General features: G+C 69.3%; 11 protein-coding genes. 4 read left to right on the top strand and 7 right to left on the bottom strand.

What is annotated here, in order from left to right:
• Position 1: 1 nt before the first annotated feature.
• On the top strand, positions 2-997 hold the full coding sequence (locus G1H10_RS03970) for a helix-turn-helix transcriptional regulator (protein WP_163732933.1): 996 nt from the start codon (positions 2-4) through the stop codon (positions 995-997).
• A gap of 117 nt (positions 998-1,114) precedes the next feature.
• The gene (locus G1H10_RS03975; RefSeq protein WP_163732936.1) at positions 1,115-1,543 is read left to right on the top strand and encodes a MaoC family dehydratase; all 429 of its coding nucleotides are present in this window, start codon (positions 1,115-1,117) and stop codon (positions 1,541-1,543) included.
• Positions 1,544-1,569: 26 nt separating this feature from the next.
• On the opposite strand, the gene G1H10_RS03980 is transcribed toward G1H10_RS03975, so the two are convergent.
• Positions 1,570-2,757, bottom strand: a complete 1,188-nt coding sequence (locus tag G1H10_RS03980) for a Cmx/CmrA family chloramphenicol efflux MFS transporter (protein WP_163732939.1) — start codon at positions 2,755-2,757, stop codon at positions 1,570-1,572.
• Between the two features lie 640 nt (positions 2,758-3,397).
• Here G1H10_RS03980 and G1H10_RS32265 point away from each other — a divergent pair.
• Complete coding sequence (locus G1H10_RS32265; RefSeq protein WP_281354120.1) at positions 3,398-3,919, top strand: phosphotransferase; 522 nt, start codon at positions 3,398-3,400, stop codon at positions 3,917-3,919.
• Here the strand turns inward: G1H10_RS32265 and G1H10_RS03990 are convergent.
• The 6 genes from G1H10_RS03990 to G1H10_RS04015 all read right to left on the bottom strand — a co-directional run bounded on the left by G1H10_RS03990 (position 3,916) and on the right by G1H10_RS04015 (position 13,305).
• Positions 3,916-5,955, bottom strand: coding sequence for a hypothetical protein (locus G1H10_RS03990; RefSeq protein WP_163732942.1), 2,040 nt, complete (start codon positions 5,953-5,955; stop codon positions 3,916-3,918). The two genes, G1H10_RS32265 and G1H10_RS03990, sit on opposite strands and share 4 nt — an antisense overlap.
• Positions 5,952-8,516, bottom strand: a complete 2,565-nt coding sequence (locus G1H10_RS03995) for an alpha-mannosidase (RefSeq protein ID WP_163732944.1) — start codon at positions 8,514-8,516, stop codon at positions 5,952-5,954. Before G1H10_RS03995 ends, G1H10_RS03990 begins: the two co-directional genes overlap by 4 nt.
• Positions 8,513-9,136 (bottom strand): D-sedoheptulose-7-phosphate isomerase, encoded by a 624-nt coding sequence (locus tag G1H10_RS04000; protein WP_163732946.1) that lies wholly within the window; start codon positions 9,134-9,136, stop codon positions 8,513-8,515. Before G1H10_RS04000 ends, G1H10_RS03995 begins: the two co-directional genes overlap by 4 nt.
• Complete coding sequence (locus G1H10_RS04005; RefSeq protein WP_163732949.1) at positions 9,129-10,097, bottom strand: ROK family protein; 969 nt, start codon at positions 10,095-10,097, stop codon at positions 9,129-9,131. Before G1H10_RS04005 ends, G1H10_RS04000 begins: the two co-directional genes overlap by 8 nt.
• Before the next feature lie 220 nt (positions 10,098-10,317).
• On the bottom strand, positions 10,318-11,412 hold the full coding sequence (locus tag G1H10_RS04010; RefSeq protein ID WP_163732952.1) for a LacI family DNA-binding transcriptional regulator: 1,095 nt from the start codon (positions 11,410-11,412) through the stop codon (positions 10,318-10,320).
• 9 nt (positions 11,413-11,421) lie between these two features.
• Positions 11,422-13,305, bottom strand: coding sequence for an MBL fold metallo-hydrolase (locus tag G1H10_RS04015; RefSeq protein WP_216852882.1), 1,884 nt, complete (start codon positions 13,303-13,305; stop codon positions 11,422-11,424).
• Between the two features lie 23 nt (positions 13,306-13,328).
• Here G1H10_RS04015 and G1H10_RS04020 point away from each other — a divergent pair, with 23 nt between their 5' ends.
• Positions 13,329-15,041, top strand: coding sequence for a glycoside hydrolase family 84 protein (locus G1H10_RS04020; protein ID WP_163732958.1), 1,713 nt, complete (start codon positions 13,329-13,331; stop codon positions 15,039-15,041).
• Positions 15,042-15,066 lie beyond the last annotated feature (25 nt).

Here is a 15,066-nt window from a genome sequence, read left to right on the forward strand (position 1 = left end):
TATGCGAGCGAGCCGGTTGATGTCGATCCTCTTTCTGCTGCAGCAGCGCCGCGGCACGACGGCTGCCGCGCTGGCCGAGGAGCTCGAGGTCTCGGTTCGTACGATCTACCGGGACATCGCCGCCCTGCAGGCTGCCGGGGTGCCGTTGTGGGCGGAGCCGGGGCCGGGCGGCGGGATACGGTTGGTGGATGGGTGGCGCACCCGGCTCGACGGCCTGACCGGCGACGAAGCGGCCGCGCTTTTCTTGGCCGGGGCGCCCACCGCCGTCTCCGACCTGGGCCTGGGTGCGGTGCTCACGGCGGCCGAATCGAAGGTGATCGCCACGCTCCCGCCAGAGCTGCGCGGCCGCGCCGGCCGCTTGCGCGAGCGGTTCCATCTGGACGCGCCCGGGTGGTTCGGACAGGAGGAGACGCCGGAGCATCTGGCGACGGTGGCCGATGCGGTCTGGTCCGGGCGGCGGCTGGACATCACCTACCGGCGAGGCGAGCGGGAGGTGGAGCGCCGCCTGAGCCCGCTCGGCCTGGTGCTCAAGGCCGGCACGTGGTATCTCGTGGCAGGGCTCGAGGATCAGACCCGGACGTATCGCCTCGGCAGGATCGCATCGGCAACCACGCGTGACGAACCCGTGGTGCGGCCACCGGGGTTCGACCTCGCTTCCTGGTGGGCCGCCTCGGCAGCAGAATTCGATCGGTCGTTGCTCAGGTTCACCTGCCGGGTGCGGTTGTCTCCGCACGCGTTCCGATTCCTCCGCCACTACGTCAGTGTCGCGTCGTATCAGGCCGCGGCGGCGTCCGCCGGTCCGCCCGACGACGACGGCTGGCGTGAGGTGACTCTGCCGACCGAGGGCGAGAACGTCGCCGCCACTCAGCTCATCTGTCTGGCACCCGGCGTCGAGGTGCTGGAGCCGTCGTCGTTGCGGGAGTCGCTGCGCGACGTCGGAAGACGGCTCGCCGAACGGAACGGTGCGCGGCCAGCCGGCATGGATGCGCCGCAATGAAGGCTGTGCGGTGACGAAGGCTGTGCCGCGCGACCGTTGCCGGTAGCCAAGCGTCGCAAGTGCGCTCACACTGAGGTCAGGGCCAGGGGACGTGCAGCATGCAACGGGGGAGGCGACATGTCGGGTTGGCCGAACGGCGCCCCGATCGAGGGCGACGCGGCGCGCCGGACGCGGACCGTCCGCGCCGAGGACATCGAGTTGTTCACCCGCATCACGGGGGACCGCAATCCACTCCATTACGACGACGCGGCGGCGCGCGGATCGCGGTTCGGCGAGATCATCGTGCAGGGTGGTGTGACGTCCGGCATTCTCAACGCCGTTGTGGCCGAGGATCTGCCCGGTCCCGGTACCGTCTTTCTCGAAGTCCACTGGAAGTTCCTGGCACCGGTACGACCCGGTGACGAGGTCACCGGAGAGGTCGAGGTGCTTCAGGTGCGCGCGGACAAGCCGATCGCCACGTTGCACACGACGGTGACGCGCGGCGACGGGACAGTCGTCCTCGACGGAACCGCGGTGACCTACACCTCTGAGCTGGGCGATCGGTAGGGCTTGTCGGTCAGCACACGCATTTCTTAGGTGAGCTCTGCACGGTTGCCGGTGACAAGCCGACGGAAGCGCAGAATCAGGCCGAGCGTGAGCGTGATGAGGGCGGCTCCGGCACAGAAGGGACCGCGCTCGGCAAGACCTGTGTTGAGCGTGGCTGCGGCCATGACGGGACCGACGGTCGCGCCGACGTTGAGGGCTGCGGTCGCATAGGAGCCGGCCATGGTAGGCGCCTCCGCGGCCTCGTGCAGCACCCGCGCGATCAGCGTGCTCCCGACGGCGAAGGAGAGCGCACCCTGAGTGAACGCGAGCGTGAGCACGGCCACTGGGTAGTCGGCCATGAGAGCCAACGCGATCCACCCGACCAAGAGCAGCGGACCCCCGGCCGCGACGACGACGCCGGGACGATGGTCGGACAGCCGCCCGGCGACGTTGACGCCGACGAACGACCCTAGTCCGAACAGCACCAGCACCACCGAGATCCACAGGTCGTCGAGGTGGGCGACGTCGGTGACGACTGGGGCGAGGAAGGTGAAAGCGCCGAAGGTGGCGGCATTGACGAGTGCGCCCAGCAACATGACCAGGAGCAGCCTGGGCCGCCGCAGCTGGGCCAGCTCTCGACCGAGATCAGGGCCGCTGCCCGTGTCGTCGCCAGGGCCGTCGAGCGGTTCGGTTCTGGTGGGAATGCCCCGCACGACGCCGAGCGCGGACGGCAGGCAGAGCAGGGCAACCGCCCAGAACGTGGCGCGCCAGTCGAACAATGCCCCGAGTAGCGCGCCGCCCGGTACCCCGGCGATGGTGGCGACCGTGACGCCTGCCAGCAGGACCGCCAGGGCACGGCCCTTCCGATCGGCGGGGACCAACTCGGCGGCCGTGGTCAGGGCGACGGCCAGGAAGCCCGCATTCGCGAGCGCCGCGATGATCCGAGTGATGAACAGAACAGCGAAATCCTCGGTCATGGCGCCGATGACGTGGACGATCAGGAAGAGGCCGATGAATGCGAGCAGGCTCGTCCGTCGTGGCCAGTTGCGTGCGAGACCCGCCATCAGTGGGGCACCCAGCACCATGCCGATAGCGAACGCGGAGGTGAGCAGACCCGCTGTCCCGAGGGAGATGTCGAGGTCTGCGGCGATGTCCGGCAATAGGCCGGCGAGCATGAATTCCGAGGTGCCCATGGCGAAGACAGCCACGGCAAGGAAATAGAGAGGGAGAGGCATCGAGTGACTCCGTGGTGATGAGAGATCGGATGAGACGTCTCGTCACCGCGGCCAGCCGCGCAAGAAGACTCGCCCCGGTCCGCAGTTGCCGTTCCGGGCGCTAATGCATCAGTGGTTCAAGGGGCTGACGGGGTGACCGAAAGCCCCCACCTCGAATGACTCTGGACTCGACACGGCATGGACGGTACCGGATCGGCGCGCGCACGGCACGTCGTTTTCCTCGGGTCCACGGACCAGCGGAGCCCGGCGCAGGAAAAACAACGCGGCTCCGATCACTCTCCAGGTGCCCCCTGTTTCCTGGTCAGGTTTCGCATGGAAGTGTGTGAGACGTTCCACGCGCAACGCCAAGGCAGGAGGCGATGATGGCGGCCGACGCATGAACGGCGAGGTCGAACACGTCATGACCGGTGGCGTGGTCAACGAGGTCGTCCGAGTGGGGAATACCGTACGACGTTCCACGGGCCCGTGGACGCCGTCGGTGCATGCGCTGCTCAGGCACTTGGAGTCTGTCGGTTTCCCATACTCGCCCAGAGTTCTGGGATTCGACGACCAGGGACGTGAGGTCCTGACGTATATCGAGGGTGAACCGGCTCTGCGGCCCTGGCCGTCAGTCATGCGTTCTGACGGCGGTCTACGCGAGATGGGGCGGATACTTCGGGAGTTGACACAGGCCGTGGAAGACTTCGTACCTCCAGCTGACCCGGTGTGGCGGACCGAGCCGGTTTCGGGATCCACGTCGATGCGCCACGGCGACGTCGGGCCGTGGAACACGATCTGGAAAGGCGACCGACTGGTGGGCCTGGTTGACTGGGATTTCGCGGAGCCCGCGCCACCGTTGTGGGATCTTGCCCAGGCGGCTTGGTATGGGGTGCCGATCTTTGGCGGTGAGAACCGTCACCGTGAGTGCGGTTTCGATACTGAGCCGGATCTTCGACATCGGCTGAAAGTGCTGTGCGGAGCGTATGGGGCTGATGCGGAAACGGTCTTGGACGCTCTTCGCGACCTGCAGGCCGTCGAGCAGGAACGGGTGGTCAGCTTGTCCGCGCAGGGGATTCACCCGTTCACCGTCTTCGCCGCCCGCGGCGATGTCGAGGACCTCGATGCAGAGGCGGCCGAGCTGGCCGCCCTGCGCGGCCCAGATGGCCCGTTCGGCGGGCTCTAACCGTGGTTGAGCAACTGCTCGCAGCCGAGAAGCAGCACTCCGACGCTCCATGCGTGGGACAGCGTCAGCAGCATGCCCTTCGGTTGGAAACATGAGGTCTGGTAGTACCGCTCGGTGACCATGCCTCGGTAGGAGTTGACCTCGCCGTCTTCACTCGCGATAAGCTGCCGGAAACAGGCGAGCGTCTCCTCGGCTCGCTCGCGGAAATGCGGATCGCCGGTGGCTTCGGAGAGCTCGAGCAGCTCCCGGGTGCAGACCAGACCGTAAGCATGCACATGCTGATTGGACGGCGACGCCTGGTCGGAACCGCGGGTGGCGAACCCGTACACGCCGAGCGGGCTGCGCGGCGTGAACTCGACGTTGTAGGTGTAGCGGAACGTCAGCATCCACTCGGCGGCCCGGCGTGCCAGCTCCAGCCAGCGGTCTTCCCCGGTCCGCCGGTGCAGCGCCACGTATGCCATCACCGCCGCGTACCCGTCCTCCGACGTCGGAGCGAGGTCGACGTCCTCGGGCGCACCGTGGATGAACTCACGCTCCACGAACTGCGCGTAGTATTCGCCGGCACGGACAGCCGCGGCCAGGTACCGGCCGTCGTCGTACCGTTCCGCCTCGGCGAGCGCGGCCACCCAGGTCAGACCGGAGGCTCCCTCCCAGGACAGCACCCGGCCGTCGTGGGCATGGTGCACCGAGCCGACGTTGCCGTCCCCTCGCTGGCGGTCGGCGATGGCGTCGAGATTCGAGCGGGCTGCGACCTCCCACAGCGGATGCGCCGCTCGGACGTCGTCGCCGAGCTCCAGGGCCCGCAGCACGAAGAGCGTGGCCTCGCCGAGTGTCCGGGCGTGCAGGCCGTCGCGGATCGGCGTCCAGCTCTGCGACCAGCCCTTGGACCGGTACCACGTGCCCCAGAAGGTACCGGAGGGGGAAAGGTTCGAACAGATGAAGTCGATGACGCGTTCCGCCGCCGCGATCTGTTCGGCCGGGCCGTACTCGGCGACCTGCTCCTCGATCCGTTCCGCACGTGAGCGACGGCCGTGCGCCAGCAGCGCGTAGGCCCACGGGACTCCGCTGACCCAGCCCACGTGCATCGCCTGCCGGTCCACTCGGCTGCCGTCGCCGCCGGTGACCTCACGGTCGAAGCCGACCGTTTCCAGCAGGACACCGGGATCGGGATCATAGTGCCAGCGCACCAACCCCTCCGCGGCGATGTCGGCCGCGTCGGGCACGGAGGTCCACGGCTCGATGGGGTGCTCGGCGCGGTTGCGATCGTGGACGTCGCGCAGGACGGGTGCATACGCGTGCCGGTCGGCGGCCAGACGGCCGACCGACGCGTTCAGCCGGACCGGTTCTCCAGGCGCCCAGGTGTACCGGCCGGCCTCGGGCGCTCGCGGCTCGGCGGACCCGTAGTAGGTCACCGGCTCCTCCCGGAAGGGGAAGTCCACGTGCACCCCGGCGACGTCCCCGGTGTGTGTGAGCCCGACGCCGGTGAGACCGCACGGTGAGGTCTCGTTGGTCATGACGACGACGCCGCCGCGCGAACCCCACGCGAAGACGGCGGGCGTCGCCGCCCGGTCGGACCGGAACGACCAGCGATCGCTGACCATCCCGTCCGGATCAGACGCACCAGCCTCGAACCGCGGGAACCGGCGGTCACACGCCTCGGGCCGGTTCTCCCCGTAGAACAGGCCGGGAATGAGCCACCACGGATCCGCCGCGTCGCGGACCTCGGCTCGCAACCGCAGGTGTCCGGAGAACGGCGTGCCGCTGCGGTTCACCACGTCCAGGATGACGTCCGATGGTGTGCCCGCGGCGATCGTCTTGATCGAGACATCGACCCGGAACGGACCGACGAGCACCGGCGTTTGTGCAGGATCGGTGGCCGGCGTGTGCCCCTCCAGCCGGCCGATCTCCGCCAAGCCGCCGATGCGTGCCGTGGGACGCTCGGAGGTGTGCGCGGACGGTAGGAGGACGGAGTCGACCACGCCCCCGGAGCCGTCCAGCGCCTCGAGTCGTAGCACTGGAATCGGCGGCTCGGTCACGTGACGTCCTCACCATTCTCGGCCAGGTCCCATTCCAGCAGGTCAACCTCGATCGCCGGGGCCGACGGGTCGCGCGGGACACGGAAGGTGCGGATCTGGCTCGGACCGAACTCGGCGTCGATCACCCGGCCCAGAACGGGCAGCCGCAGCCGCGCCGACGTCGCGATACCTGTGGTCTCCACGGCCCGGACGATCACGTCGGGAGCGTCCGGCTCGCCGTCCTGCCAGCCCTTGACGGCGGTCACCATGACCTGCCCGCCCTCGTCCGACGCGAAGCTCTGTGCAGCGGGAAGCTCGCCGGCGTGGGAGCTTTCCAGCATGGCCCGTGGCGGTGCACCGAGCAGAGCCGCGCGCCGGGCCAGCCCTGCGTCGCGCCACTCGCCGGCGTGCGGCACCAGCAGATAACTGAACTTCTGCACGCCCTGATCATGGAACGAGTAGAAGCCGTCCGGGTCCAGCAGCTTGGGATCGTGCCAGGAGTAGACCGGACTGCGCACCGCCGTGATGCCGATGCTCGGCGTCGCCGCGCCGTCGTCGGACGCCGGGGAGACGTCGTAGCCGTGCTTGGCGTTGTTGACGACCGCGAGTCCGGCCTGGACCGTCGTCCCGTCGGCCGCTGTCACGGCACCGGTGAGGTCCACCCAGGACTGCCCGGGCTCCTCGGCGCCGTCGACCGGGCGCTGCAGGCTGCCGAACGGAATCTCGTAGGTGGCCGTCGGGTCCACGAGCGCCGTCGGGAATCGCATCTTCAACAGGTGCGCCTGCTCGCGCCAGTCGAGCGTGACCCGGACCTCCAGCTCATCCGACCCCTGGCGCAGGATGAACTCCTCCACCAGGCTGGATCGGCCGAGTTCACGCTCGACCCGCAGCCGCGCCCGTTCCGGTCCGTTCTCCCGCAGCACCATCCGGGTGGTGGCCATGCTCTTGCCGGGCCATGCGTAGGTGATGACGTGGTGTCCCCAGGTATCGGTGGGGTCTTCGCACACCTGCGTGTGCTCGCCCCGCGCACCCGCCACCAGATCGGCTCCGGTCCGCTTGTCCAGCAGGCTCGACAGCCACCCCGTGGCCGGATCCAGCTCCACCCGCAGGATCTCGTTCTCCAGCACCGTGTCCGTGGCGAACAGGGTGCCGGGTTCCCGGCTGCTCCACGGCGTTCCGGCCGGGGCGGAACCCGGACGCAGCCGGTAGAGGCGGTAACCCAGGGGCGGCAGCTCGGCCTGGAAGACAGCCGCGCCGCGTCCCTTGTCGTTCGTGGTGGCCACGGACTGGGTCCGCTGCGACGGGGTCTGACGGCCGTCCGCGTCGACGACGTGCACGCCGGTGGGCTGGACACCGTACTGCAGCTCCACATCGGTGGTGACCGGCCACGGGTGCGGGTTGAAGACGAGCACCGGCTGGGTGCCTTCCTCGAACGGCACGTCGACCTGCCGTGCGATCGTGTTGTGCACCCAGGTGGTGATCCGCTTGGAGATGGCCACGGCCTCGCCGAGCTGGTCGCGGGCGTCGTCGTAGGCGGACTCGATGGCGGAACCGGGCAGCACGTCGTGGAACTGGTTGAACAGCACCTGCTTCCAGGCGTGGTCGAGCTCGTCGCGCGGGTAGAGCAGGCCGTCGGTGACCGAGCCGATGGCGGCCCAACGTTCTGCGCTCAGCAGGGCGGCCTGCGCGCGACGGATCCACTGCTTGATGCCGGAGTGTGCGGAGTAGCAGCCGGCCGCGTGATGCTGCAGGTCATCTCGCCAGACCGGGAGCTCGGCCATCTCCGCCGCACCTCGTTTCGCGATCAGCTCGTCGAAGTACCGGCGCGGTGAGGACAGCACCATCCGGCCGTAGGAGCCCATGCGGTCGTAGCGGTAGATCGACTCGATGTTCGCCTTGGTCGGGCCGCCGCCGTGGTTGCCGACGCCGTAGAAGATCATGACGTCGCCGAGCGAGCGGTCGAGCTGGCCAAGCGCTTTCTCGGTCTGGTGCGCCACGTCGCCGGGCGGGCTGCAGTACTCGAACGGGATGCGGTAAGCGAGCACCCGGCTACCGTCCGGCGCCTCCCACCAGAACGCGGTGCCGTCCAGGTCGCTCTCGTGGGGGCCGGGGCGGAGGAAACAGTACGAGTCCATCCGCTGGCCGCGCAGGATCTGCGGCAGCATCGCGTTGTGCCCGAACGGGTCGACGTTCATCCCGACGCTCGCCGTGACGCCGAACCGTTCATGCAGGTAGCGCTGGCCGTATAGGCCCTGGCGGACGAACGACTCGCCGCCGGGCATGTTGCAGTCCGGCTCGACCCACCAGCCGCCGGCCATCACCCAGCGCCCTTCGGCCACTCGCTCCTTGATCCGGGCGAACAGCTCCGGATCCGCTTCCTCCACCCAGGCGACGAGGACGATCTGGTCGCAGGTGAAGACGAAATCCGGGTACTCGTCCATGCGCTGGATCGCCGACCAGAAGGTGGCACGGGCCTCCTGATAGCCCTCTTGCCACGGCCACAGCCACACCGGGTCGAGGTGCGCGTTGCCGATCATGTGCAGGGCGCGGTCCGGGGTCGCTACTGGACGATCCATAGTCATGAGGGGTGCTCCACTTCGACCGCCCAGATGTCGGCGATCTCACTGATCAGGTGCATGGCCAGGGTATGCATCTCCTGGATGCGCGCGGTGACCGTCGAGGGTACCAGGAGTGCGTGGTCTGCGTGGACATATGCGTTGCCGCCATCGCCGCCGGCGAACAGCACCGTCGTCGCTCCGCGCTTGCGTGCCGTTTCCAGCCCGGCGACGATGTTCGGCGAGCGTCCGCTGGTGGTGAAGGCCGCGACGACGTCGCCGGGACGGGCGAGCGCCTCGACCTGGCGGGCGAAGACGTCATCGTAGGTGTAGTCGTTGGCGACGCAGGTCATCACGGTCGGGTCGGTGGTGAGGGTGACGGCCGGCAGCGGGGCGCGATCCCGCTTGTAGTGGCCGATGAGCTCACCGGTGAAATGCTGCGCGTCGGCGGCACTGCCACCGTTGCCGAACGTGTACAGCACGCCGCCGGCGGCGAAGCTCTGGCATATCAACGTGCCGATGGCCTGGACGGCGGGGAGCAGGGGTTCCATCGCCCGCGCGGTGCCCACATGGTCGTCGAGCTGGCGCGCGAGCTCGGCGTCCTGCCGCGGTGCCGCGATCTGGGGGTTGGCCTGGGCGTCACGCATGGCTCACCTCGGCGAGTGCATCGAGGGCGACGACGCCCGCGCCGACGACGCACACCACGTCGCCGAGCTTGGCCAGTACGACTTGAACGGCCTTGGCGGCCGGGGCCATGGCATCGCGGGCGACCGCCTCGGTGACCGGGTCCAGCAACATCGCCCCGGAGCGCGTCACGCCACCACCGAGCACGACCAGTTCCGGTTCGAACATGTTCACCAGGTCGGTGAGGGCCTGGCCGAGGATGTCGGTGGTCTCCGCCCAGATCCGTTCCGCCAGCGGATCACCGTCGCGGGCAGCCGCGGACACGCTGGCAGCCGTGAGCGGCGACGCCCCGGCCAGGGCCGGGCTCTCCGTGGATTCGAGCGCCTCGGCCGCGCGTTCGGCGATGGCGGTGCCGGAGACGTAGGCCTCCAGACACCCGCGTCGCCCACAGGTGCACAAGCGGCCACCGGGCCGGACCATGATGTGACCGAGTTCGCCACCGTTTCCGGCGGCGCCCCGGTGCAGCCGGCCGTGCACCACCGAGCCGCCGCCGACGCCGGTGGAGACGGTGAGGTAGAGCATGGTCGATGTGCCGACGCCCGCGCCGAAGCGGTGTTCGCCGAGTGCGGCGGCGGTCGCGTCGTTCTCCAGGAAGGCCGGGACGCCGAACTCCTCCAGCACCATCGAGCCGAGCGGGATGTCGATCCAGCCGGGCAGGTGCGGCGGGCACAGCAACACGCCGTCGGCGCCGTCCAGAGGTCCACCGCAGGAGATCCCCACTGCCGCGATCGGGGTGTCCAGGGCGGCATCCGCCACGGCGCGATGCCCCATATCGAACAGGCGGGCGATCACCGCCTCGGGACCCTCGTCGCGATGTGTCGGTTCCACGATCAGGCCGTGCACCCGGCCGTCGGAGGTGACCACGCCTACGGCGAGCTTGGTGCCGCCGATGTCCAAGGACAGGACGGCGGGGGGTGTGCTCATGCATCCTCCGGTTCTGCGGCGGGACGGAAGGCCCGCTGGGCCGGGTGTGACATCGTTCCCACACGCCATCGTAGAGGGCGCTTCCGCGCCGGTCAAACGTCAGGGGATCGTTCCCAGAGCGGCGCATCGGAAGCGGCACGAGGCCGCCGCGTCGGGCCGATCCCGCAGAAGCGGATGGGCAGGGCTGCGGGCGCGGTGACGCGAGCGGTGACGCGAGCGGTTACGCGATCTGTCCAGGGGGTGCGGTGGAGCCGCGTTCGATGATGTCCACGGGGATGACGTCCACGGCGGGTGGTGCGTCCGGTACGGCGACGCGCTGCAGCAGCCGTTCGACGGCGGCCCGCCCGAGCGTCGTGGCGTCCTGCGCGACCGCGGTGACACCCGGGGTGACCATGCTCATCCAGGGGGCGTCGTCGAAGCTGACCACACTGAGCTCGTCCGGAATGCGCAGCTTGAGCTGTGCGGCCGCGCGCCACACCCCCTCGGCGAGCACGTTGTTGGCCGCGAACACGGCCGTGGGCCGGGCGTCGCCCTGTAACAGGCGCAGCGCCGCGTCCTGCGCCGCCACCACGTCCCAGCCGCTGGACACCACGAACGAGGGGTCTTCTTCGATCTCCGCGGCGTCCAGCGCCGCGCGGTAGCCGCGGTAGCGATCGCGCCCTGTGGTCCAGTCGGTCTCGTCGATGAACAGTGCGATCCGGCGGTGGCCGAGACCGGTCAGCCGTTCGGTCGCCCGGCGGGCGGCGGCATGGTTGTCCACGACGACGGCGTCGCACTCGCCCGCGGTGAACTGCCGGTCCACCTCGACCACAGGCACGCCGTGCCGCCGCAGGTAATCGATGATGGTGGCTGAGACCGGTGTCACCACGACGCCGGCGACCCGCAGCGCCACGAACGCCTCCGCCGCTCCCGCCTCGTCCTCGGCCACGCCGCCGTCGTCGGCGAGCATCATGCTGTAGCCGTGCGACCGGGCCGCCTGCCCGGCACCGGCGGCGAGCTCGGCGTAGAACGAGTTGCGCAAGTCCGAGACGAGGACACCGATGGAGAGGCTGACCTGCTGCTTGAGGTGGCGGGCCGTAGCGTCGGGGACATAGCGGAGCTTCCCGGCCGCGCTGAGCACTCGACGGCGGACGTCCTCGGCCACATATCCGCGCCCGGTCAGCGCGCGGGAGGCGGTGGATCGGGACACACCGGCCATTTCGGCGACATCCTTGATGGTCGCGCGTCTGGGGACGGAGCTCGCCGCCGGGGCGGGTCGCAGCGGATCGGCCGGAGCCGGTGGGTCTGCCGGCTCCACGCTCGCGTCCTGCCCCATCTCATCTCCTCACCCCAGGTCGGCGTCATCGGCGACGACGTCGACCAGTGCCTCCGCATGCTGGCCCAAGCGTAGGGTGCCGACGGTGACGTCCACGGCCACCCGCGCGCGTCGCCGCTCCTCGCCGTCGGTGGCGATCACGAGTTCCGCCGTCGCCGTCTCCCCTTCTTCGAGCTTAAGGACTAGCGCCTCCGGTGCACAGGACCACCCCTCCGGGAGGACCGGATGGACGATGGCCTCCGCCGCCGCACGGACCGGATTGCGCACCGTCACGTCCAGGCGCACCTTTCCTCCGGTGGTCACCCGGTTGCGGTAAGGGGCGATGTGTGCCACCACGCCGTCCGGCTGGATGTCGAGCTCGTCCAGCGGGAGCAGCTCCTGGTGGATCTGGACCACTTCTTCGGCCTGTTCGGCGAGCATGTCCAGATATGCATCGTCCACCCAGCGATGCTTCCAGTGCCCGCTGACCATCAGGCCGGGAGCGACCCTGCGGTACAGCGCCGCGCTCTTCCGGAAGTCGTCCATCCGGAACAGGTTCCGGTACTGGTAGTTGAGGATTTCGCGCCGTTCACCCGGGACACCCTGGATGTCCTGCTGGTCGCCGGTGACCATGACGCGGACCCCGTCCACCTCGAAGGCGAACCCGGCCGCGTACAGCGTGTGGCCTGGCAGCTCATGCACGGTGATCTGGTACTCGTGCCAGGTGAACGTCTCTTCCAGCGGCAGCTCCCGGTCGACCGGGATCGGGTCGTACCACAGGCAGGGCAGGTCGTAGTGGTCCGGATCGTTCAGGATCGGCGCGACGTTGGCGGGCGCCCAGACCTCGGCCTCCTCCACCTCGCGTAGCAGCGGAGCTCCGGCGACGTGGTCGTCGTGGTAGTGCGTGAGCAGCACGACCTCCACATCGGTGACGCCGTAGTCTCGGCGCAACGCCGGCAGCGACGCCAGCCACGGTCGCCGGGACGCGCGGTCGGTCCCGGCCGGCAGGCCGGTGGTCATGTCGTAGCCGTAATCGATGATCATCGCCGCGCCCGTCTCGGACAGCAGCACGTACGAACACGAATTCGCGGTCCGGTTCAGCAGCAGGTGTGGGGTCAGCTCGACGAACGGCCGTTCCAACCGGTCGCGTAGATCCCACGGGTACGGCCGGCGGGAGTCGACGTACCGGCTCATCCGTTCCGCCAGCAACTCCAGGGCCGCGCGCGGATCGTTCATCGGTTCGCCGTGCGACGGCAGCAGGAGGTCCAGCCGCTCATCCATGAGTTGGTAGCAGCTCAGGACCGCCATCGCCGGCCCTTCGTTCTCGGTGTAGGACCACTGCGTCGCGGCGAGCGACCAGACCTTTCCGGGGGCATAGATGAGGTCGCCGGTGAACGCGATGCGCAAACCGTCGCGTTCGAGGATGTAGGTCACCGAGCCGGTGGTGTGGCCGGGCGTGGGGAGCACCGTGACGGTGACTCCGCCGTAGCCGGCGGCGCGATACTCCGGCACGGTTCCGGTGACGTGCACCGGCTCCAACAGGGAGAACTTGTCTTGGCGGAGGTTGTAGTCGTTGGCGATGGGCCGGGTGACCCACATATGGTCGACGTGCGCGAACAAACCGAACTCGACCGGTGGGACGTGGATCTCGACGCCTGCCTGGATCGCGCGGGGCAGTCCTTGCCCCTGATCGCGATGGTGGTGGGTCATCAGAACGTGCGTCAGGCGGTCGATGCCCATCGCCTGGAGATGATCGAGCGCGGTGCCGGAGCCGAAATCGATGGCGATCCCGGTCGACTCGCCGTCGGCGTCGGCCTCGTTCCGGATGACGTAGACGTCGCAGGTGTCCCGGACGCGGAACACACCCGGAGCTACCTCGGATACTGGCGCTTCTTCGGCGGCATGTGTACTCACGCCACGATGGTATCGTTCCCACAATGACCGCTGGAAGACCTGGATCTGCCTCGATGTCATCCCCCGACGAGCGGTTGGTGCCGCAACCTCGTGAGCTGGCCCTCGGCGGCGAGTCGGTGCGATTCGGCGAAGTGCTCGTCGAGGCGGCGCCGGATTGCGACGCGGCACGCGCGATTGTCGACGCCTGGGCAGCCGCATTCGGGCAGCCGACCGCGGCGAGCGGGGCGCCCGCGCTGCGAGTGCGCATCGACACGCAGCCGACCGCGCAGCTTCCCCCGGAGGGTTACGCGCTGGTGGTGGACCGGCCGGCAGGCGAGCCGCAGGCGGTCATCACGGCCGCCGATCCGGGCGGGGCGTACTACGGCGCCCGTACGCTGATCGAGCTGGCCGCCGGTACGGACAGCGGAACGTGTGAACTGCGGACAGGCTCCGTCCGGGACTGGCCGGAGTTGGGGTGGCGAGGCACGATCGAGGGGTTCTACGGGACGCCGTGGTCGCACGCCGACAGGCTGGAGCACCTGCGCTTCGCTGGCAGGCACAAGCTGAACGCCTACGTCTACGCGCCGAAGGACGACCCCTACCACCGCGCCCAGTGGAGGGATCCGTACCCGGACGCCGAGCTCACCAGGCTGGCCGAGCTGGTCGAGGAGGCGCGGCGGCACCACGTCCGCTTCGTCTTCACGGTCTCTCCCGGGTTGTCGATGGTCTACAGCGATCCGGGCGAGCTCGATCGGCTGCTGGCGAAGCTCCAGCAGGTGTGGGACGTCGGCGTCCGAGACGTCGGGCTGCTCTTCGACGACATCGAGCCGGATCTGGTCCATGAGGAAGACGTCGCCGCATACGGTACGGAGCCGGGTTCCAGCGCGCTCGCCCACGCCGACGTGTGCCGGCGAGTGATCGAGGAGTTCTTGCGCCCGCGAGATGCGGACCGCCCGTTACTGATGGTCCCGACCGACTACGCGGGTACCGGCTCGTCGCCGTACCGGGAGAAGCTCGCGGGCGAACTCGACGGTGACGTACTGGTGTGGTGGACCGGCCGCGACATCGTCGTCGGGGACGTCACCCGCGAGCACATCGACGCGGCGGCGCAGAACTTCCGCCACCGCCTCCTGCTCTGGGACAACTTCCCGGTCAACGACTTCGACTTCTCCCGGGTCTTCCTCGGCCCGCTCACCGGCCGGACGTTGGATCTGAGCGACGCCCCGCTGGCCGGCGTCACGGCCAATCCGATGCCGCAGGCGGCGGCGTCGGAGGTCGCGCTGGCGACGGTGGCCGACTGGGCCTGGAATCCGGATGCGTACGACGCGGCCGCGTCGCATCGGCGAGTTCGGGCGTCGTTAGGGGCAGATGACGCCGTCGACATGCTCATCGAGTCGTGCAGCTCGTGGCCGCCGTCGGCACCGCAGCATCCCGAGCTCTCCGCCCTGTTGGACGACGTCCTCGCCGGCGACGCCGCGGCCGCGAAACGCGCGAACGTCACATTCCACACCATGGCCCGATCCGCCGAACCTTCGACGGCGCGCGGGGAACGGCTCGCACGGGAGCTCAAGCCGTGGCTGGACACGCAGGCTGCCATGGGCCGCGCCGGTCTCGCCGCGCTGGACCACCTGGCATCGCCGACGGCGACGACACGATCGGCCGCCGAGAAGTTGCTGGCCGAGGCGCAGACCTACGAGCAGAACGTGTTGAAGTCTGTGGTGCCGCCCTTCGTCGAACGCGTCCTCGCTCAGCACTAAGGTGCGCGTCCGGTCCGCGTGGCGC

Source organism: Phytoactinopolyspora halotolerans, from assembly GCF_010550675.1.
GTDB lineage: Bacteria > Actinomycetota > Actinomycetes > Jiangellales > Jiangellaceae > Phytoactinopolyspora > Phytoactinopolyspora halotolerans.